Annotated in this window: 13 protein-coding genes; 10 read left to right on the top strand and 3 right to left on the bottom strand. The window is 64.2% G+C overall.

The window, feature by feature from the left end; translation table 11 throughout:
- Positions 1-17 precede the first annotated feature (17 nt).
- Positions 18-1,241 (top strand): 4-hydroxy-3-methylbut-2-enyl diphosphate reductase, encoded by a 1,224-nt coding sequence (locus QY325_03360; GenBank protein ID WKZ66970.1) that lies wholly within the window; start codon positions 18-20, stop codon positions 1,239-1,241.
- A 153-nt stretch (positions 1,242-1,394) separates the two neighbouring features.
- Positions 1,395-2,030 (top strand): DUF4241 domain-containing protein, encoded by a 636-nt coding sequence (locus tag QY325_03355; GenBank protein ID WKZ66969.1) that lies wholly within the window; start codon positions 1,395-1,397, stop codon positions 2,028-2,030.
- A gap of 377 nt (positions 2,031-2,407) precedes the next feature.
- Here the strand turns inward: QY325_03355 and mnmD are convergent, their stop codons facing one another.
- On the bottom strand, positions 2,408-3,097 hold the full coding sequence (gene mnmD / locus QY325_03350; GenBank protein ID WKZ66968.1) for a tRNA (5-methylaminomethyl-2-thiouridine)(34)-methyltransferase MnmD: 690 nt from the start codon (positions 3,095-3,097) through the stop codon (positions 2,408-2,410).
- A gap of 70 nt (positions 3,098-3,167) precedes the next feature.
- Between mnmD and QY325_03345 the strand changes: the two genes are divergently transcribed.
- Positions 3,168-5,687 (top strand): hypothetical protein, encoded by a 2,520-nt coding sequence (locus QY325_03345; GenBank protein WKZ66967.1) that lies wholly within the window; start codon positions 3,168-3,170, stop codon positions 5,685-5,687.
- A gap of 4 nt (positions 5,688-5,691) precedes the next feature.
- On the opposite strand, the gene QY325_03340 is transcribed toward QY325_03345, so the two are convergent.
- Positions 5,692-7,671, bottom strand: coding sequence for an OmpA family protein (locus QY325_03340; GenBank protein WKZ66966.1), 1,980 nt, complete (start codon positions 7,669-7,671; stop codon positions 5,692-5,694).
- Positions 7,672-7,783: 112 nt separating this feature from the next.
- Between QY325_03340 and QY325_03335 the strand changes: the two genes are divergently transcribed.
- The 7 genes from QY325_03335 (at position 7,784) to QY325_03305 (ending at position 18,782) form a co-directional block, all read left to right on the top strand.
- A complete protein-coding gene (locus tag QY325_03335; protein ID WKZ66965.1) occupies positions 7,784-8,896 on the top strand; it encodes a M42 family metallopeptidase in 1,113 nt (370 codons plus the stop codon).
- 41 nt (positions 8,897-8,937) lie between these two features.
- On the top strand, positions 8,938-9,366 hold the full coding sequence (locus tag QY325_03330; protein ID WKZ66964.1) for a GNAT family N-acetyltransferase: 429 nt from the start codon (positions 8,938-8,940) through the stop codon (positions 9,364-9,366).
- Positions 9,367-9,389: 23 nt separating this feature from the next.
- A complete protein-coding gene (locus QY325_03325; GenBank protein ID WKZ66963.1) occupies positions 9,390-10,796 on the top strand; it encodes a glycosyltransferase family 39 protein in 1,407 nt (468 codons plus the stop codon).
- A 110-nt stretch (positions 10,797-10,906) separates the two neighbouring features.
- Entirely contained in the window at positions 10,907-12,862 is a 1,956-nt protein-coding gene (locus QY325_03320) for a S9 family peptidase (protein WKZ66962.1), read from the top strand.
- A 247-nt stretch (positions 12,863-13,109) separates the two neighbouring features.
- Entirely contained in the window at positions 13,110-15,872 is a 2,763-nt protein-coding gene (locus QY325_03315) for a CotH kinase family protein (GenBank protein ID WKZ66961.1), read from the top strand.
- A 148-nt stretch (positions 15,873-16,020) separates the two neighbouring features.
- Positions 16,021-17,739, top strand: coding sequence for a DUF4397 domain-containing protein (locus QY325_03310; protein ID WKZ66960.1), 1,719 nt, complete (start codon positions 16,021-16,023; stop codon positions 17,737-17,739).
- 137 nt (positions 17,740-17,876) lie between these two features.
- On the top strand, positions 17,877-18,782 hold the full coding sequence (locus QY325_03305) for a MerR family transcriptional regulator (GenBank protein WKZ66959.1): 906 nt from the start codon (positions 17,877-17,879) through the stop codon (positions 18,780-18,782).
- Here the strand turns inward: QY325_03305 and QY325_03300 are convergent.
- Positions 18,779-20,182 carry an FAD-linked oxidase C-terminal domain-containing protein gene (locus QY325_03300; protein WKZ66958.1) on the bottom strand — a complete coding sequence of 468 codons (1,404 nt, stop codon included), beginning with the start codon at positions 20,180-20,182 and terminating at the stop codon, positions 18,779-18,781. The genes QY325_03305 and QY325_03300 overlap by 4 nt on opposite strands.
- Positions 20,183-20,204: the final 22 nt, after the last annotated feature.

The following is a 20,204-nucleotide window of genomic DNA, read 5'->3' as shown; positions in this document are numbered from 1 at the left end:
CCGACCAGCCGATCGATATGCGCTCCTTCACCATCCCCTCCCACTACCGCAGCGACCTCATCGGCCGCCTCAAGGCCTTCCGCAAGGCGCAGGACCCCAAGAAGAAGGACCTGAGCCCCACGGTGTTGGACCTTGGTGCGGTGCGCTTCGTATTCGCCCGGCACTTCGGTTTCTGCTACGGCGTGGAGAACGCCATCGAGATCAGCTACAAGGCCCTGGAGGAGAACCCCGGTAAGAGGATCTTCCTGCTGAGCCAGATGATCCACAACCCGGCCGTGAACGACGACCTCACCAGCCGGGGCATGCGCTTCATCCAGGACACCAACGGCCAACCGCTGATGGATTGGAACGAGCTCACGGCCGACGATATCGTGATCATCCCCGCCTTCGGCACCACCTTGGAGACCGAGGAGAAGCTCAAGGCCATCGGCATCGACCCGCTGAAGTACAACACCACTTGCCCCTTCGTGGAGAAGGTGTGGAACCGCAGCGCGCAGCTGGGCCAGAAGGACTACACCGTTGTGATCCACGGGAAGGCGAAGCACGAGGAGACGCGAGCCACCTTCAGCCACACCGCTGCCGGCGCGCCCGCCGTGATCATCAAGGACATGGCCGAGGCGCAGGAGCTGGGCCGCATCATCTCCGGGGAACTGCCTGCATCGCGCTTCCACGAGCTGTTCGGCACGCGGTGCACACCGGGCTTCGACCCCGCCAGGGACCTCCAGCGCATCGGCGTGGTGAACCAGACCACCATGCTGGCCACCGAGACCCAGGCCATCGCCGACCACCTGAAGCAGGTGATGATCGGCAAACACGGAGAGGCCGAGTTCAAGGCCCACTTCGCCGACACGCGCGATACGCTCTGCTACGCCACCAACGACAATCAGGACGCCACCAACGAACTGCTGAAGGCCGAGGCCGACCTGGCGCTGGTGGTGGGTGGTTACAACAGCAGCAACACCAGCCACCTGGTGGAACTGCTCGAGCACAGGTTTCCCACCTACTTCATCAAGGACGAGGGCGAGATCCTGAGCGCGGAGACCATCCAGCACTTCAACTACCCGGCACACAAGCTGCAGAGCACGGAAGGCTGGCTCCCCGCGAAGCGGCCGCTCACGATCATCCTCACCAGCGGCGCCAGCTGCCCGGATACCCTGCTGGACCGGGTGATGCTGAAGGTGCTGGGCTTTGTGGAGGGCGTCCGGGATCCGGCGGAGGTGGTGGAGGGAATGATGACTTGATCCAGGTGGATATCGAGGGCGTACCAATCCGGTTCAGCCTTTGATCGCCGCGCAATGAACGCTGGTATGGCCCGCCCCTCTTGGACCAAAGGCCCTCGCCAGACGCTCTTCATCCTTCTGGGCACCTTGCTCATCGGTTGCAACCAGCGACCAGTGCCCCCGAAGCGATACCATACGGATGCCTCGAACCAGGCATCCCTTCCCGACTGCTTCATGCTCTATCAGGACCTGTTCCGCGCGGACTCCGTTGACTTGGAATCCCTGGGTCGGTTCGCATTGATAACAAGCACCATCGGCCACTTGGAGATCCGCTCGCAGCGGCTCATGGTCGGGGACCCGGTGATCCTGCACGATCTGGCCCCTTTGGCATTGCCGATACCCAATGGAGATCACCCAATCGACCTCGTTCAGTTGGTGAACCCGAAGCACATTGGTCATCGCATGAACGCATTGATCAGGCTGCGCCTGAACGATGACCCTCCGGAGAATTGGAAGTTCGCGAGCACTGACAGCCTATTGATGGACACGGCGGACGTTCGATCGGATAACTTCCATGGCTTCAGCGTCGATGCCGGATCGGCCCTGCTTTTCGACGCTAGACATCAGAAACGCCTGCTGGATCTGGACTTCGACAGGCTTTGGACCGACTCCACGAACGTGAACCCGGATGTCTTCTCCTTCTCCACCAACGGCGATGGGCGATTCCCGGCCTACTGGGGATTCAACGAGCAGGGCGAGCCCTGCCAGCTTATCATCGACCTGTTGGTGGTCCGTTGCAGATGCACCTGACAAGGCCGTTCTCCGACCCAAGTTCAAGCCGAAGATCGCCCGCGCGCCACATGCTTCGAGCCGGAGCCGATCGTGAGTCTCTACATCGAGGACATTTCCTGCTACATCGCCTGAACTGATCGCGGTGCTGAAGGAGAAGTTCGAGGAGGCTTGGCGCAGGGCGCTGCTGGGCCCCACCTCTGGCAACTAACCGCTCAATCCATAACGCAACGTCCAACTCCTGCCCCAACTGGGCCAGCACGCCGAGCAACACGTCCAGCAACGGATGGAATGCAAGCAAGTGGTGATGTCACCGCCATCGATGACCGTGAATCGGCTGCATCGGCGAGCGGATGGGGGCGTTCTGCGTAACGCCGCTGGCCCACCGACAGCTCCATTCAGGCTTCCGGTTTGACCGCCCTGAGCATCTCCCGCTTGCCTGGCGGGCCCGTCAGGCGCTCCACCCGGAAGCCAGCCCGCTCAAGCGTGCGGCGCACCTCTCCCTTCGCGCAATAGGTCACCAGCAGGCCGCCTGGCCGAAGCGCGCGGTGCATCCGCTCGAACACCTCCAGCGTCCACATCTCCGGCTGGTGCCCGGGTGCGAAGGCGTCGAAGTACACGACATCATAGCTCCCTGGCTCCTCGAACTGCTGCACCGGCAGTTCAAGCTTTCGGAAGCGCAGCCCGCCGAAGGCCTCCTGCCATCCGGCCGAGGGATCGGTCATGCGCGCCATGAACTGCTCATGAAGGCCTGGCCATCCAAGGTCGGTGCAATGCCCGAGCCCTTCCAGCACCGAAGCCGGAACCGGATGGGGCTCCAAGGCCGTGTAATCCACCGAGAGCTTGCCTTCCAAACAGCGCACCCATGTGAGCAGGAGGTTCAAGCCGGTGCCCAGTCCCACCTCCAGCACATCCGCATGCGCACGGCCCGCATGCTCCAGGCCACTGCGGATGTAGACGTGCGTGCTCTCCACTACCGCCCCATGGATGCTGTGGTAGTGCTCACCGCCCCAGGTCAGCGTGCGCGAGCCATCGCCCGTCCGCACGGCGGTGATGCGCTTCGCTCCTGCTCCTTCGCCATTCGGCATACCTCGGCCAGGGAGCGGTCGCCAACGGTTCGTCACCGCCCCTACTTTCGCAAACCTACTTTTCCTTCCCATGCGCTCGATCCGCGGCCTTCTCCTTCCGCTCACCGTTCTCCCCTTCTGCTCAGCAGCCCAGCACTGGGTTGACCTGATGCTGGATGAGCAGACCAATGTCCAGGAGGTGAAAGCGGCATTCGATGCGCACTGGCAGGGGCGGACGGTGGCGCGCGGCAAGGGCTGGAAGCAGTTCCAGCGCTGGTACTGGTTCATGGAACAGCGCACCTACCCCACCGGCGAGCGCCTCGACCCCGCCATCCACCTGCAGGCCGCAGCCGAGGTCCGTGCTGCACGCGCCCAGCGCAGCGCGGTGCGCGACGCCGCCGTATGGGCGCCGCTCGGACCCACGAACTGGACCAGCATCTCGTACAATCCGGGCAACGGCCGCGTCAACATCATTGAGACCGACCCGAACAACCCCTCGGTGCTCTATGCGGGCACGCCGAGCAGCGGGCTCTGGCGCAGCGAGGACCACGGCGGCAGCTGGCAGCCGCTCTTCACGGACCTGCCTTCGATGGGCGTTTCGGGCATCGCCGTGCATCCCACCGAGCCGGGCCTCATCTACATCGCCACGGGCGATGGCGATGGCGCCGACACGTACAGCGCCGGTGTACTGAAGAGCACCGACAACGGCGCCACTTGGTCCCCAACGGGCCTCAACTGGAGCATCGCCCAATCGCGCACCACCCGGGCGCTGCGCATGGATCCCAGCGATCCGGCCAGGCTGTATTGCGCCGCCAGCAACGGCCTGTTCCGCACGGTGGATGGCGGTGACACCTGGCAGATGACCATCAACGGCAGTTTCCGCGATGTGGAATTCAAGCCCGGTGACCCGACCCAGCTCTATGCCTGCACCGACCGCTTCTTCCGGAGCGTTGCGGAAGGCACTTCGTTCACGCCATCGAACGTGACGGGCCTTCCCGCTCCCGAGGAGGTGGGACGGATGGCCATCGCGGTCTCAGCGGCTGCCCCGGAGATGGTCTATGCGCTCTGCAGCCGCGAGGACGACAGCGGCTTCCTCGGGCTCTACCGAAGCACCGATGGCGGCCTCACCTTCAGCCTGCGGTCCGACTCCCCCAACCTCTTCGGCTACGGTGAGAGCGGCAACGACAGCGGCGGCCAGGCCTGGTACGATATGGCGCTCGCCGTCGACCCCCTCGATCCGGAGGTGGTCTATGTGGGAGGCATCAATGTGTGGAAGAGCACCGATGGCGGCGCCACCTGGCAGATCAAATCGCATTGGGTGTTCCCCTCCGAAATCGGCTACACGCACGCCGACATCCATTCCCTCGACATCCGCAATGGCAAGCTCTACTGCGGTTCGGACGGCGGCGTGCACGTCAGCGATGACGGCGCGACCAACTGGACCGACCTGAGCGCCGGCCTCGACATCATGCAGTTCTACCGCATGGGGAGCAGCGAGCTCCTTCCGCAGCTCGTCATGGCCGGCGCGCAGGACAATGGCAGCAACCGCCTGCTCAACGGCGCATGGACGCACGTATTCGGCGCTGATGGGATGGAGGCCGCCGTGGACCCCTTCAATGCCAACGTGGTGTTCAGCTCCTCGCAGAACGGCGGCCTTCGCCGATCGGACAATTCAGGCGAGGATTGGACCTCGCTCACGGACGACATGTTCGAGGAGGGGGCCTGGGTGACCCCGTTCGCGCTCGACCCCACCGTGCCGGGACGCATGCTCTCCGGCTTCAACAACCTGCTCTACTCCGAGGACCAGGGCGACAATTGGATCGCCATGACCAGTTGGCCCACGGACCAGTTCGTGCGCTGCCTCGCTTTCGCCCCCAGCAACAGCGATGTGTGGTACGTTGCCCGCAACGACCGCATGGAGCGCCTCACCGATGCCGGCTGGGAGGTGACCGACATCCGGCCTGGACTTCCCAACCTCAGCCCCACCTCCTTCGCCGTGGACCATGACGATCCGCTGCATGTGTGGGTCTCCTTCTCCGGCACGAGCAATGGGAACAAGGTGTTCGAGAGCACCGATGGCGGACTCACCTGGGCCAACCGCAGCAGCGGGCTGCCCAACACGCCGGTGAACTCCGTGGTGGCGCAGCCCGGTTCGCCCAACGGGCTCTATGCCGGCACCGACCTCGGCGTCTTCTACCGCGATGATTACACCGGTGCATGGGAGCCCTACGGAACGGGCATGCCAAACGTCGTGGTGAGCGAACTGGAGATCAACATGAGCAGCGGCAAGCTGCGCGCGGCCACGTATGGCCGGGGCATCTGGGAGGCCGACCTGTTCATCTCCCCCTTCGCAGGCATGGACGGCCGACCGCGCGAGGCTGCCTTCCGGGTCATCCCCTTGGATGCGGAGGGACGGTTCGCCATCCAGGCCGGCAGTGATGCCGGACGGTTGCAGAGCGTGCGCGTATTCGATGCCACCGGCCGCGCAGTGCTTATGGAAGGGCGCTCCGCCGACCTCTCGGAAATCGACCTGCGGGGCGCGCGTGCCGGCGCCTATCTCGTGCAGGGCACCTTCGAGCAGGGCACTTGGTGCCGGCGCGTGGTGCGCTGAGCGCCTAGAGCACGGTGAGCTCCGTCCGGCGATTCAAGGCCTTGTTGGCATCGGTATCGTTGGGCGCAACGGGGCTCGTCGCGCCGTAACCAACGGCCACCAGGCGGGCAGCATCCACGCCTTGCGCAACAAGGTGGTCGCGGACGGCCTGCGCACGCGCCTCCGACAGCTTCTGGTTGAACGCCTCGGCACCGTCGCTGTCCGTATGCCCAGCGATCTGGAGCCGGAGCGCACCGTTGGCCCGCATCAGCTGCACGAGCTGATCGAGTTCCGCCTTGGAGGCGGCCTCGAGCTCAGCGCTGGCTGTGGCGAAGAACAGATTCCGCAGGGTGGTGCTGCTGCCTGACTTCAGGGGCTCGAGCTCCACATCCATGTCCATCCGCAAGGCGCCGCCGCCTTCGGGCACGGTGATTCGCTCGCTGTGCACCAGGTGGCCCTCGGCCTTGATGAAGAGCGCATAATCCCTGCCGCCCGGCACAGCCGCCATGTACTCTCCGGTGGCTGCATCACTCCGGAACCGGGCCACCAGCGAAGCGTCCGTGAGGTCCATGAGCTCCACATCGGCTTCCATGCCATTGATGAACTGGAGCGAGCGGATGCGCCCCTTGACGAGCACCGTGGTAGGCGCAGCGGTCATGACCGGCGCTCCGCCCGCGCTCGCCACGGGCTCGCCCATGGGCGCATCGGGCAGGAACTCGACCTGATAAAGGTCGTCCTCCCCATGCCCCGATGAACGGAAGGAACTCAGGTAGCCATGCCTGTTATCGGCGGTCAGCACGAAGAAGAGGTCATCATCTGGCGAGTTCACCGGCCAACCCATGTTCTCGGGCTTGGTCCAGCGGCCGTTCTCGAGGCGCGTCCGGAAGACATCGTAACCGCCCATGGTGCTGTGGCCCTTGCTGCTGAAGTACAGCGTTCGGCCATCCGGATGAACGAACACCCCCTCCTCGTCGTGGATGGTATTCACGGTAGGGCCTAGGTTCTCGGCAGGGCCCCACTGGCCCGCTGCGGCATCCCAGCGGCTGCGATAGATGTCCTGGCCGCCCACGTTGTCGTCGGGCCGCTCGCTCACGAAATAGAGCCACTGGCGATCGAAACTGTACCAGGCGCTGCTCTCGTGGTGAGGCGTATTGATATTATCCCCCAGGGGCTGCGGCGCCGACCACGCATCGCCACGGCGCGTGCATTCGTACAGGTCTCCCGTGCCGTCCTGGTCGCGGTAGATGAGCATGGTGCGCCCGTCGTTGAACAGGCCCACGCTCGCATCGTTTCCGGGGGTGTTAACCGGCTCGGGCAGGCGCTGTGCAGGCCCCCAGCCCATGTCGCCACGGCGCGTGACGTAGACATCCTCGAAGTAATCCCCGTTCACCTTGTTCACCTTGGCGGCGGGCTCCGATGGCCGGCGCGAAGTGAACAGGAGCAAGCTGCCATCGGCCGTCATCACCGCCCCGTAGTCGGCCTGCTCCGTATTGATGGCCTCCCCCATATTGGTTACCTCAGCCCTTACCGGAGCAGCCATAAGGGCCTTGCCGTTCCGGCATTCGGCGATATGCTTATCGGCCGTGTTGTACAGCGGGTCGGGGTCTTGAAACGGATTCTGTGCCTTGTGGCGCTGGAATGCGGCCACGGCATCGTCCCACCGCGCATTCAGCTGGAGCGCGTAGCCAAGCAGGAACTGGAGCCGGGGGATGCCCGGATTCACTTGAGCGGCCTTCTCCAGGAACGGCAGTGCCTTGTGGCGGTGCGGGCCGTTGAGCTGGCATAGGCCCATGCGCATGTTGGCCTCGGCGTCATCAGGGGCCAGGGCGAGCGCCGCCTCGTAGAGCGTCTCGGCATGCACGAATTGGGCACTGCCCTCGCGCTCCGCCCGCTCCGCGCGCTTGAGCAGGTCCTGCATACGCTTGTCGCCGGGCTGTTCCTGGGCTTGCGCGCCGGCAGCAGCCAGCACGGCCAAGGCCGAGTAGAGGTATCCGCGCATGTTCATGGCTCGGGGTCGTTGAAAAGCGCTGTTCATACGTCATTCCCGCCTCAAGGTTCGGGGCCCTGGGCCCTGGGCTATGTTTGCCCGCCGACCCACGGCATGAAACGAACCCCGCATGGCCAAGAAGCAGCAACGGGCAAAGGAGCCCAAGAGCATCCTCACCAAGGATTCCCTCACCTTCCTCGAACGGTACCTCAACAACCCATCGCCCACCGGCTTCGAGAGCGAGGGCCAGAAGCTCTGGCTGGACTATGTACGCCCCTATGTGGACACCCACCTCGTAGACCCCTATGGTACCGTGGTGGGCGTGATCAACCCGGAGGCGAAGTACAAGGTGGTGATCGAGGCCCATGCCGATGAGATCAGCTGGTTCGTCCACTACATCACCAAAGAGGGCTTCATCTACGTACGGAGGAACGGCGGCAGCGACCACATGATCGCCCCCAGCAAGCGCGTGAACATCCACACCGAGAAGGGCCTGGTGAAGGCCGTGTTCGGCTGGCCGGCGATCCACGTGCGCAACGGCAAGACCGAACTGGTGCCGACCACGGACAACATCTTCCTCGATTGCGGATGCGACAGCAAGGAGGAGGTGGAGAAGCTCGGCGTGCACGTCGGCTGCGTCGTCACCTTCGAGGATGAGTTCATGGTACTTAACGGCCGCCACTTCACCGGCCGCGCATTGGATAACCGCATCGGCGGGTTCATGATCGCCGAAGTGGCCCGCCTGATGAAGGAGAACCGTGTGCGCCTCCCCTTCGGCCTTTACATCACCAACAGCGTGCAGGAGGAGGTGGGTCTGCGCGGTGCGGAGATGATCGTGGAGCGCATCCGCCCCGACCTGGCGATCGTGACGGATGTGACGCACGACACCCAGACCCCCATGATGAACAAGGTGCAGAGCGGTGACATCGCCTGCGGCAAGGGGCCGGTGCTCAGCTATGCCCCGGCCGTGCACAACAACGTGCTCAAGCACATCGTGGGAGTGGCCCAGAAGGAGCGGCTGCCTTTCCAGCGCCTGGCAGCCAGCCGCGCCACGGGCACGGACACCGATGCCTTCGCCTATGGAGCCGCTGGTGTTCCCAGCGCCCTCATCAGCCTTCCGCTGCGGTACATGCACACCACGGTGGAGACCGTCCACCGGCACGACGTGGAGAACGTCATACGCCTGATCTATGCCAGCGTGAAAGCCCTGAAGGCCGGGCAGGACATGCGGTACTTCCGGTGATTGCCCCGGTCGGCGACGAAGCCGGCCGCCAACCGATGCAAGTGCATGCGATCGCTGCCGAGGAGACACACCCGCTGCGCCTGCTGGTGCTGAGGCCGGGCGGCAGGCTGGAGGATTGCCGCTGGCCGATCGACGCCACGCCCGAGGCCTTCCACCTGGCAGTTGACGATGGCAACGACCGGATCTGCGTGGCCTCCTTCCAGCCCGCCGCGCACGGAGCCCTTCCGGCGCTTCGCCCCTGGCAGCTGCGCGGCATGGCCACCCACCCCGGCCATCGCGGACAGGGAGCCGGCACGCTGCTCATGGCTGCGGCTCTTGAGCGGCTGGAGCGGGCCGGCGCCGATGTCCTATGGTGCAATGCCAGGCTGGCGGCCGTCCCTTTCTATCAGCGGCTGGGCTTCCGCATCGAAGGAGCGTTGTTCGACATTCCGGGCATCGGGCCGCACCACGTGATGTGGAGGTCGATTTGAGCGATGGCGGGTAGCTTCGCCCCATGCCCCCTGCGCGCGCCGACAGGCTGCTCCTCCTCGCGCTGCTGGCGCTCAACCTGCTGCTGAAGCTGCTGTGGCTAGGGGTGAATGAGCTGGCGCACGACGAACCCTTCACGGTTCACTGGTCGCAACGGCCCTTGACCGAGCTCTGGGCCATGTTCCGCACCGAGAACAACCCGCCGCTGTACTTCCTGCTGATAAAGGCCTGGAGCGCAGGGGTTCCCTTTGAAGCCGCTTGGCTGCGCATCCCTTCTGCCCTGTTCAGCGCATTGGCCGTATGGCCGCTGTTCCTGCTGGCGCGCCGATACGGCGAGCGCGGCGCGGCCATTCTCGCTGCCGCGCTCTTCACCTGCAGCAACTACCACTATGGCTTTGCCCACGAAGTGCGGGCCTACAGCCTCTTCACCCTGCTTACCATCACCGGCATGTGGCTGCTGGTGCGTGCTGCGGACCGACCGGACGATGGAATACGGTCGATGCTACCCCTCTCCATGCTCAACGTGGTGCTTGTATACACGCACTTCTTCGGCTGGCTGGTGGTCGGACTCCAAGGGCTGCTGGTGCTCATTCTGCCCGAGCTGCGCTCCCTGCGGCGCGGCTTCCTGCTTGGCGCAGCGGTGACCATGGGCGCATTCCTGCCCTACGCCCTCATCTTCCTGGAGCGCATCACGCAGAGCGTGGGTAAGGGCACCTGGCTCAGCCCGCCCATGCCCGAGGAACTCTACAACATGCTGTGGCGATGGAGCAATGCACCAGTGCTCACCGTGGCCTTCCTGGCGCTCATTGTGGCCGCCGGCTGGAAGGACCGCCTGCGTTCGTCCGGCCTGCGGTTCGCCGCGCTCTGGTGCTTCGTGCCGCTGCTGGGCATGTTCGCAGTGAGCTTCACCGTGCCCATGTTCCTGGACCGCTACCTGGTGTATGCAGCCCCCGGATTCGCGCTGCTGGTGGCCCTGTCCGCAGAGTCCCTGTTCCAGCGAAGGGTGGCACAACGCAGCGTGATGGCCGGTCTTGGCCTGGGCATGGCATCCACCTTCACCCCGTGGAAGGACACCGGGGCGCACCCCAGTCGGGTGGTGCAGGTGGAACAGGAATGGTGCAGTGACGGTTGTTCCGTGGAGGTGCTGCCGCAATGGTACTGGCTCACCCACCTCGCGGCCAAGGACATCCGCAACCTGAAGCGCGACTTGCGCAGTCACCTCGGCCAAGCAGACCCGGCCACCGCCCCGGTGCTGGGGGCGCGGCACCCTTCGCCACCGCTCGATACGTCCCTTGCCGCAGTGGTGATTGATGCCGGCGCCCACCTGTCAGACCCTGGGCGCCCATGGTACCAGCACCTGCGCGCCATCTATGCCAAGGTGGATTCCGTGGAAGCGGATCGCAAGGTGCGGGTGTACCGCTTCCACCATTGAGCCGGCCCAACGGTTCATCACACGGATGCACCGCTCGTGGATCGGTGCCTTATCCGACGCTGCTGCGGACCACCTTTGCCGGTCCAACAACCCACCCCAACCACCAACGCATGCTCCACATCCTCCGTGGCCTGAAGGCCGCCCCCCTGGTCGCCGGCCTGGCCCTGTTCTCCGCCTGCGGCGAGCGCGATCAGGCTGCCTCGGTCGTCGCCCCGCCGCCGCAGCTTCCCATGAAGGACTTCTTCAAGAACCCGGAGAAGGCCAGCTTCCGCATCAGCCCGGACGGGAGATACATCAGCTACCGCGCGCCATGGAAGAGCAGGATGAACCTATTCGTCCAGCGCATCGGCGACAGCACGGCCACGCAGGTGACGCATGACACCATCCGCGACATCGGCGGCTACTTCTGGAAAGGCGACCGTATCGTGTATAGCCGCGACATCAACGGCGATGAGAACTTCATCGTGTTCAGTGCCAGCATCGATGGCACCGATGCCAAGGCCCTCACCCCCCAGCAAGGTGTGCGTGCCGGCACATTGGACGATCTCCACGGCGTTGCGGGCATGGAGCAGCACATCATCATCCAGATGAACCAGCGCAACCCGCAGGTCTTCGACCCCTACCTCTGCAACGTGGCCACCGGCGAGCTGAAGCCGCTCTACGACAACAGCAAGGACAACTTCGAAGGCTGGGTCACCGACCACAACGGCGTGATCCGCATGGCCACCAAGACCGATGGCACCGACCAAGTGATATACTATCGCGGCTCGGAGCAGGACCCCTTCCTGGAGTACATGCGCACGGGCTTCAAGGACAGCTGGAACCCGCTGATGTTCACCTTCGACAACGCCAACCTGATCGTGAGCCACAACCTCAACGGCCGCGATAAGACCGCCGTGGTGGAATGGGACCTCGTCGGAAAGAAGGAGACCAAGCTCATCTTCGAGAGCGCCGATTACGACGTGAGCAACGTGGACTACAGCCGGAAACGCAAGGTGCTGACCATGGTGACCTGGACCGGCGCCAAGGAGGAGCGTCATTTCCTCGATGAGGAGACCAAGGCCATGTACGCCAAGATGGAGGCCAAATTCCCCGGCCTGGAGTGCTGGGTCTATGGCGCCGATGACAGCGAGACCAAGTTCATGGTATGGGCCGGCAGCGACCGGCATCCCGGCGAGTACCACTTCTATGATGCCGCGGCAGACAAGCTGGAGAAGCTGGCCGTGCTGCGTCCCTGGATCGACCCCGCCCAGATGGCCGAGATGAAGCCCATCACCTACACCAGCCGCGATGGGCTCACCATCCATGGCTACCTGACCTTGCCGGCAGGCCGTGAACCGAAGAACCTGCCCGTGGTGATCAACCCGCACGGCGGCCCCTGGGCCCGCGACGAGTGGGGCTTCAACCCCGAGGTGCAGTTCCTGGCGAACCGCGGCTATGCCGTGCTCCAGATGAACTTCCGCGGCAGCACCGGCTATGGCCGCGAGTTCTGGATGAAGAGCTTCAAGCAGTGGGGCAAGACCATGCAGGACGACATCACCGATGGCGTGGAGTGGCTGAAGCAGCAGGGCATCGCCGACAGCACCCGCATCGCCATCTACGGCGGCAGCTACGGCGGCTATGCCACGCTGGCCGGCATCACATTCACACCCGACCTCTACGCCTGCGCGGTGGACTATGTGGGCGTGAGCAACATGTTCACCTTCATGAACACGGTGCCGCCCTACTGGGAGCCCTTCAAGAAGATGATGTACGAGATGGTGGGCGACCCCAAGGCCGACAGCCTGCTCCTGCGCGATGCCAGCCCGGTCTTCTTCGTCGACCGCATCAAGGTGCCGCTGTTCATCGCACAGGGCGCCACCGACCCGCGGGTGAACAAGGCCGAGAGCGATCAGGTGGTGGAGGCCCTCAAGGCCCGCGGCGTGGAAGTGCAATACCTGGTGAAGGACAATGAGGGCCACGGTTTCCGCAATGAGGAGAACCGGTTCGAGTTCTATGAGGCCATGGAGAAGTTCCTCGACCAGCACATCGGAGCTGGTGGCAAGGCGGTTGCCAAGGCGGCCTGACGCGCCCCTCCCCTAGCATCACCGAGCCCGGACCGCCTAGTCCGGGCTCGGTCGTTCTTCCCCTTTCCGGACGACCCGATTCGACGCGCCTAGGACAAAAGGCTCCAGGATTGGATTCCCACGCTTCTTGACCAAGGGCAACGAACCGTCCCTGGCGGTCGTCCTTTACGGTGAATCCCACGTTTCCGGCAGGTCAAGCCATCCATCAACCTGCTACCTTTCCGCACCTTGCCCACGCCCCCTGTCCATGAAGCTCCGTTATCGAACCCTGCCATTCGCCGGCCTGCTCAGCATCGCACCCGCCTGCGCGCAGGTGGTGATCAATGAAGTGTGCGCGGCCAACTGGACCGGCATTGTGGACGGCTTCGGGAAGCGGGAGGACTGGATCGAACTCTACAACACAGGCGGGGCGGCGGCGGACATCAGCGGCTGGTACCTCAGCGACAGCCAGAACAACAACCTGAAGTGGCAATTCCCGGGCGGCACAACCATCGCGGGAGGAGGTCGGCTGCTGATCTTCTGCAGCGGTCGCAACACAACTGCGCCCCCCTTCCACACGAGCTTCAACATCAGCCAATCGCAAGGCGAGCGTGCGGTGCTGAGCGATGCCGGCGGTGCAATCGTGGACAACTTCCAGTTCGGCGAACAGACCCAAGCCGACCATAGCTGGGGGCGCACCACGGATGGCGCCGGCACGTGGGCGCTGTTCACCGCCCCCACCCCGAATGCCGCCAATGCAGGTGCGGGGCCGTACTACCCTGCCAAGCCCACGATGAGCCAGCCCCCGGGTTATCATGGCGGTCCCATCAGCGTCACCTTGGCCTCAGCCACCGCAGGCGTCACCATACGGTACACCACGGATGGCAGCACCCCCACTCCCGCAAGCGCCGCATACGCCGGCCCCATCGCCATCAACGCCACCACCGTGCTTCGCGCAAGGGCCTTCAGCGGGACACCGGGCGTGCCGCCCAGCTTCGTGGAGACCAATACCTACTTCATCAATGCCACTCATGGCGTGGCCGTGCTGAGCGTGAGCGGCGACGACCTCCTCGCACTGCTGAACGGGAACGGCGGCATCGAGCCCGTGGGCTGCTTCGAGTACTTCGGAGCCGATGGCGCGCTCCGCGATGAAGCGGAAGGCACCTTCGACGAGCATGGCCAGGATAGCTGGGCCTATCCGCAACGCGGCTTCGATTACGTGACACGCGACCAATTCGGGCAGGGCAACGCCATCGATTACCCCATCTTCCGCACATCGGACCGCGATTCCTACCAGCGGCTCATCGTGAAGGCCGCGGCCGGCGACAACTACGACTCCGGCCCCGGGCAGCCCGCCCATATCCGCGATGCCTACGTGCAGGCGCTCAGCCAGGTGGGCAATCTGCGGCTGGATGAGCGCAGCTACGAACCGGCCGTGCTGTATGTCAACGGACAGTACTGGGGGGTCTACGACATGCGCGAGAAGGTCGATGACCACGACTTCACCAAGTACTATTATGACCAGGATGAGTTCGACATCCAGTTCATCAAGACCTGGGGCGGAACCTGGAGCGAATACGGCGGCCCGCAGGCGCAAACGGACTGGGATGCGCTCGTCAACTACATCATGTCCAACAACATGGGCGACCCCGCTGCCTTCGCCTATGTGGACAGCCAGTTGAACTGGAAGAGCCTGATCGACTACTTCTGCCTGAACAGCTACACCGTATGCGCCGACTGGCTCAATTGGAACACCGGCTGGTGGCGCGGCTTCAATCCGGCCGGGGAGCACAAGAAATGGGGCTACATCCTCTGGGACATGGATGCCACCTTCGGCCACTACACCAATTTCACCGGCATCCCTGACCAGACGGCGAATGCGGACCCGTGCAATGTGGAGAACCTGCCCAACCCGGGCGGCCAAGGCCATACGGACATCCTCCAGAAGCTGCTGAACGAGAACCCCACCGTGCATGATTGGTACATCAATCGCTATATCGACCTAGGGAATACGCTGTTCCACTGCGATTTCATGGTCCCCTTCCTCGACAGCCTGATCAACAACATCGAACCCGAGATGCCGGCGCAGATCGCGCGATGGGGCGGCAGCATGGCCGGCTGGCAAGCCAACGTGCAGAACTTGCGCGACTTCATCGAAGCCCGCTGCGTCACCATCCAGCAGGGCCTCATCGACTGCTACACCTTGGCCGGTCCTTGGGAGGTCGTCTTCAACGTGAATCCGCCGCTGAGCGGCGAGATCCAGATCAACAGCATCACCCCGGAGGCCTACCCCTTCAGCGGCACCTATTACGGCGGCATCAACACCACCTTGGAAGCCCGCGCGGCCGATGGCTACGTCTTCAGCCATTGGGAGGTGTTCCAAGGCAACACCCTCACGCCCACGCTCACCGATTCCATCGTTCGGGTCGACTTCATCGGCGCAGACAGCATCGTGGCCCATTTCATCCCGCCCATCCGCTACGATGTGATGCTCGATGTGGTGCCCAGGGGGGCCGGAACCATCACCTTCGACGGCGTCACTTACAGCTCGTTCCCGGCCATCGCCTCCGCTGGCGAGGATGTGGACGTCCCCTTCCACATCAACCCCACGCTCTACTACGATTTCCTCCACTGGGACTTCAAGAACGTCACGGTGAACGAATACCTGCCGGGTGATACTCTGGAGCGCGCCCAAACGGCCCGGTTCTACACCACGGACACCATCGTGGCCCACCTGAAGCCTCAGGAGTATGTCTTCTATGTGGCCAACGCCTTCTCTCCGAACGGCGACGGATTCAATGACACCTTCAAGCCCATCATCAATGTGGTGGAACTGGAATCCTTCGAAATGCAGGTTTTCGACCGCTGGGGAGGCGTGCTCTATGGCACCAATGACCCTTGGGCCGAGTGGGATGGAACGGCTGGAGGCCGGGAGGTGCCCAACGGCGTTTATGCCTTCAGGGCCTACGCCGTGGATGCGGTCAAGAAGGACGTCTACGAGCTCTTCGGACACCTGACCATCGTGAGGTAGTCGAGCCCACGCTGCAGATTTGTTAAAATGTCCAACATTTAAGCCTGGTCGATGAACAAAGGCTGATGGGATGTGTTCAGGAGGTGTTGTCACTAAAAACACAACACCCATGTTCCCAAGCCCTACTCTTCGATCAGCCGCTACCGGAATGGCAGCGGCCCTCTGCCTGACCGCTGCTGCCCAGACTGCGCGTGTGCAGGTCATCCATAATTCCGCTGACGCCGCTGCTGGTGTGGTGGATGTGTACGTGAACGGCGGTGCAGTGCCGGCCATCAACGACTTCGCCTTCCGCACCGCCACCCCCTTCATCGACCTGCCCGCCGGCGTTGACCTGGAGATCGGCATCGCTCCGGGCAACAGCACCGGGCCGCAGGACATCATCCCAGGCCTCACCTTCACCTACAACCTGGCCGATGGGGAGACCTATGTGCTCGTGGCCAACGGTATCGTGAGCCCAAGCGGATACAATCCGGCCCCGGCCTTCGGCCTTGACGTCTTCGCCCCCGGCCGCGAGGCCGCCGCTGTCGCCGGCAACACCGACATCCTGGTGATCCACGGCAGCACCGATGCCCCCACCGTGCAGGTGGCCGAGACCGCCGTGCTCGGCGGCGCCGTGGTGGTGCCTCCCTTCAGCTTCGGCGAGTTCACCGCCGACTACCTGGAAGTGCCCGCCGTGGACCTGACCCTGGAGATCCAATTGCCCGACGGCACGCCCGTGGTGGCCTATGACGCCCCCCTGGCCACCCTCGGCCTCGCCGATGCCGCGCTCGTGGCCGTGGCCAGCGGTTTCCTCAACCCCGCCAACAACAGCAACGGACCCGCCTTCGGCGTATGGGTGGCCCTGCCCAGCGGCGGCCCCCTCGTTGAACTGCCCCTCGCCGGTGCCGACCCCACCGCCCGTGTGCAGGTGATCCACAACTGCGCCGATGCCGCCGCTGCCGTGGTGGACGTGTACATCAATGGCGGTGCTGAGCCGGCCATCAACGACTTCGCCTTCCGCACCGCCACCCCCTTCATCGACCTGCCCGCCGGCGTTGACCTGGAGATCGGCATCGCTCCGGGCAACAGCACCGGGCCGCAGGACATCATCCCAGGCCTCACCTTCACCTACAACCTGGCCGATGGGGAGACCTATGTGCTCGTGGCCAACGGTATCGTGAGCCCAAGCGGATACGATCCGGCCGTGCCCTTCGACCTCCATGTGTTCGCTGGCGCCCGGGAAGCTGCACAGGGCCCTGGAACCGATGTGCTGGTGTTCCATGGCGCCACCGATGCCCCCACCGTGGATGTGTTCGAGAGCGCTGTGGTGAACACCACGATCGTGGACGATCTCGCCTATGCTGAATTCAATGGCTACCTGGAGCTCCCGACGCTCGACTTCACTGTGCAGATCCGCACCGCAGATGGCGCCACCACCGTGGCCACCTACTCGGCTCCGCTGCAGACGCTGAACCTTGAAGGCGCTGCTCTCACCGTGCTGGCGAGCGGATTCCTCGCTCCTGCCAACAACAGCAACGGTCCTGCCTTCGGGCTCTGGGTGGCTTCGCCCCTGGGTGGTGATCTGCTGCAACTGCCCGTCGTCACCAGCGTCAGCGAGCTGAATGGCTCGGTCAGCGAACTGAGCGTGTGGCCGAATCCTGCAAACGACGGCGCCCTGCTGAATGCCGTGGCGATGGAGGGCACCGTGGCCGAGGTGAGCATCCTGGATGCCGCCGGCCGCACGGTGCAGTCCCTCGGTACCCGCCAATTCGCCCAAGGCTCCACCCAGCTCGCCATCGAGACCAGCGGTCTGGCCAACGGCACCTACACGGTGGCGCTCCGCGGTGAGAACCTCGTGCGCAGCATCCCGCTGATGATCGCCCGCTGATTCCTCGTGGCGACGTCTGTCGCGAAGGGGCCCCCGATGGTTTGGAGGGGGCCCCTTCCTATTTCTGCGAACCATCACCGCCCCTCGCTGTTTAGTCACGGAATTGTAACGCAACCGGCTACTTTCGACGCACTCCCATGGGTCCTTATCTGATGCGGTTCCACATCCGCGACCTTGAGCAATTCACCGGCGTGAAGGCCCACACCATCCGGGTCTGGGAGCGCCGCTATGGCCTGTTGAAACCGGACCGTACGGACACGAACATCAGGACCTATGACCTGGATGAGCTGAAGACCATCCTGAACGTCGCCTTCCTCAACCAGCACGGTCACAAGATCTCCCGCATCGCGGCTATGAGCCCTGAAGAGCGGGAGCGCATGGTGCGGGAAACGGCCCAAGGTGAGCCCACGCCGGAAGGAATCCTCAATACGCTCGTAGTGGCCATGCTCGGATTCGATGAGACGGTCTTCGAGCGCACCTGCGATGAGCACGAGCAGCAGAATGGCTTCCGCTCACTGGTAGAGGATGTGCTGGTGAAGCTCATGGAGCGCATCGGCATCCTCTGGCAGAGCAGTGCCATTTGCCCTGCGCAGGAGCACTTCGTGAGCAACCTGATGCGGCAGCGCCTCATCGTGAATACCGCGCGGCTGCAGCCGGCTTCGGGCACAGGAGCCCTCAATGTGCTCTATCTTCCAGAGGACGAGATCCATGAACTGGGGCTGCTGTACCTGAACTACCTGCTCCGTGCGAATGGCCAACGGACCATCTACTTGGGCCAGAGCGTGCCGCAGAGCGACCTCCGGCAGGTGGTAACCCTCTACGGAAGCGCGATCCGGTTCATCACCTTGCTCGTGGTCCGCCCTGCGCCGGAGGATGCCAAGGCCTACCTGGCCCAGCTCCGCGAGGCGATGCCAGAGGACCGGGTGAGCTTTGTTGCCGCCGGGCTCACCGTGCGCCACATCCCGCAGAAGGAGGCCCCACGCGGCGTGCTGCTGCTGCCCGACCTGAATGCCGTGATCGCCGAGTTGGTCGGTCCGCGCTAAGGCAGCACCTTGCCGGGATTCATGATTCCCTGGGGATCGAAGGCGGCCTTGATGCCGCGCATGAGCGCGATCTGCACATCGCTGAAGGCGATGTCCATATAGGGCCGCTGCACCAGGCCGATGCCATGCTCGCCGCTCAGGGTGCCTCCCAGGGATACGGTGAGCTCGAAGATCTCGCGGATGGCCTTCGGCAGCTCCTGCTCCCAGAACGCATCGGGGAGGTCGCCCTTGATGATGTTCACGTGCAGGTTCCCATCCCCGGCATGTCCGTAGCACACACTGGTGAATCCATGCCGGCGGCCGATCTCCTTCACCCCGGCCAGCAGCCGGGGAAGCGCGAAGCGCGGAACCACGGTATCCTCCTCCTTGTACACGCTGTGGGCCTTCACGCTCACCGGCACGCTCCGTCGCATGCGCCACAGGGCATCCTTCTCAGCGCTGGTCTCCGCGAAGAGCACCTCCCCGGCCCCATGCCCTTCCATCACGCCGAGCACGGTCTCGCAATCCCGCATCACGGCATCGGCATGGTCGCCGTCCACCTCGATCAGCAGATAGGCCCCTGGATCGGCGGTCACCTGCGCCGGCAGGCCCTCTGTGTAGCGAAGCGTCCAGGCGATGGCGTCGCGCTCCATGAATTCCATGGCACTGGGAGTGACGCCGGCCCTGAAGGTCGCGCTCACTGCCTCGCACGCCCGCTCGGCACTGGCGAATGGGACCAGCATCAGCCGCGTTTCCTTGGGCAGCGGAACCAGCTTGAGCACGGCCTTGGTGATGATGCCGAGGGTGCCCTCGCTGCCTACGACGAGCCGGGTGAGATCGTATCCCGTAGCGTTCTTCAGCGTGTTCGCCCCGGTCCAGATGACCTCGCCGCCCGGGAGCACCACTTCCAGGTTGAGCACGAAATCGCGGGTGACGCCGTATTTCACCGCCCTCGGGCCGCCGGCGTTCTCCGCGATATTCCCGCCGATGGTGCAGCTGCCCCGGCTGCTGGGGTCGGGCGGGTAATACAGCCCTGCGGCAGCCACGGCATCCTGCAGCACCTGGGTGATCACCCCGGGCTGCACCACCACCTGCAGATTCCGCTCATCGATGGCCTCGATGGCATTCATGCGGTCAACCGCAAGGCCTACGCCGCCATGCACGGAGAGCGCCCCGCCACTGAGGCCGGTGCGGCCGCCGATCGGGGTGACGGGCAGCGCATGCCGGGCGCAGATCCGCACCGTTTCGGCCACCTGGGCGGTGGTCAATGGCCGCGCCACCACCGCAGGCGGGTAGCTCAGGTCCTCGGTCTCGTCATGCCCATAGGCCAATCGTGCATCCTCCTCGCGTGAAAGCCCCTCGGGGCCGAGCACGGCCATCAAGGCGGCATATGCCGATTCGGGCACCTCGTGGTAAGTCATGGCGCGAAGTTGCGCACCACGG

It is taken from the genome of Flavobacteriales bacterium, assembly GCA_030584065.1.
Classification (GTDB): domain Bacteria; phylum Bacteroidota; class Bacteroidia; order Flavobacteriales_F; family PHOS-HE28; genus PHOS-HE28.
This window is presented reverse-complemented; position numbering and strand designations above follow the sequence as displayed.

What these genes read in the sequence shown, in the direction of transcription:
- QY325_03325 (WKZ66963.1), top strand. Translation starts at nt 9,390, where the DNA reads ATGCCCCCTGCGCGCGCCGACAGGCTGCTCCTCCTCGCGCTGCTGGCG.
- QY325_03340 (WKZ66966.1), bottom strand. Translation starts at nt 7,671, where the DNA reads ATGAACATGCGCGGATACCTCTACTCGGCCTTGGCCGTGCTGGCTGCT.
- QY325_03335 (WKZ66965.1), top strand. Translation starts at nt 7,784, where the DNA reads ATGGCCAAGAAGCAGCAACGGGCAAAGGAGCCCAAGAGCATCCTCACC.
- mnmD (WKZ66968.1), bottom strand. Translation starts at nt 3,097, where the DNA reads ATGCCGAATGGCGAAGGAGCAGGAGCGAAGCGCATCACCGCCGTGCGG.
- QY325_03315 (WKZ66961.1), top strand. Translation starts at nt 13,110, where the DNA reads ATGAAGCTCCGTTATCGAACCCTGCCATTCGCCGGCCTGCTCAGCATC.
- QY325_03360 (WKZ66970.1), top strand. Translation starts at nt 18, where the DNA reads ATGCGCTCCTTCACCATCCCCTCCCACTACCGCAGCGACCTCATCGGC.
- QY325_03300 (WKZ66958.1), bottom strand. Translation starts at nt 20,182, where the DNA reads ATGACTTACCACGAGGTGCCCGAATCGGCATATGCCGCCTTGATGGCC.
- QY325_03305 (WKZ66959.1), top strand. Translation starts at nt 17,877, where the DNA reads ATGGGTCCTTATCTGATGCGGTTCCACATCCGCGACCTTGAGCAATTC.
- QY325_03310 (WKZ66960.1), top strand. Translation starts at nt 16,021, where the DNA reads ATGGCAGCGGCCCTCTGCCTGACCGCTGCTGCCCAGACTGCGCGTGTG.
- QY325_03345 (WKZ66967.1), top strand. Translation starts at nt 3,168, where the DNA reads ATGCGCTCGATCCGCGGCCTTCTCCTTCCGCTCACCGTTCTCCCCTTC.
- QY325_03320 (WKZ66962.1), top strand. Translation starts at nt 10,907, where the DNA reads ATGCTCCACATCCTCCGTGGCCTGAAGGCCGCCCCCCTGGTCGCCGGC.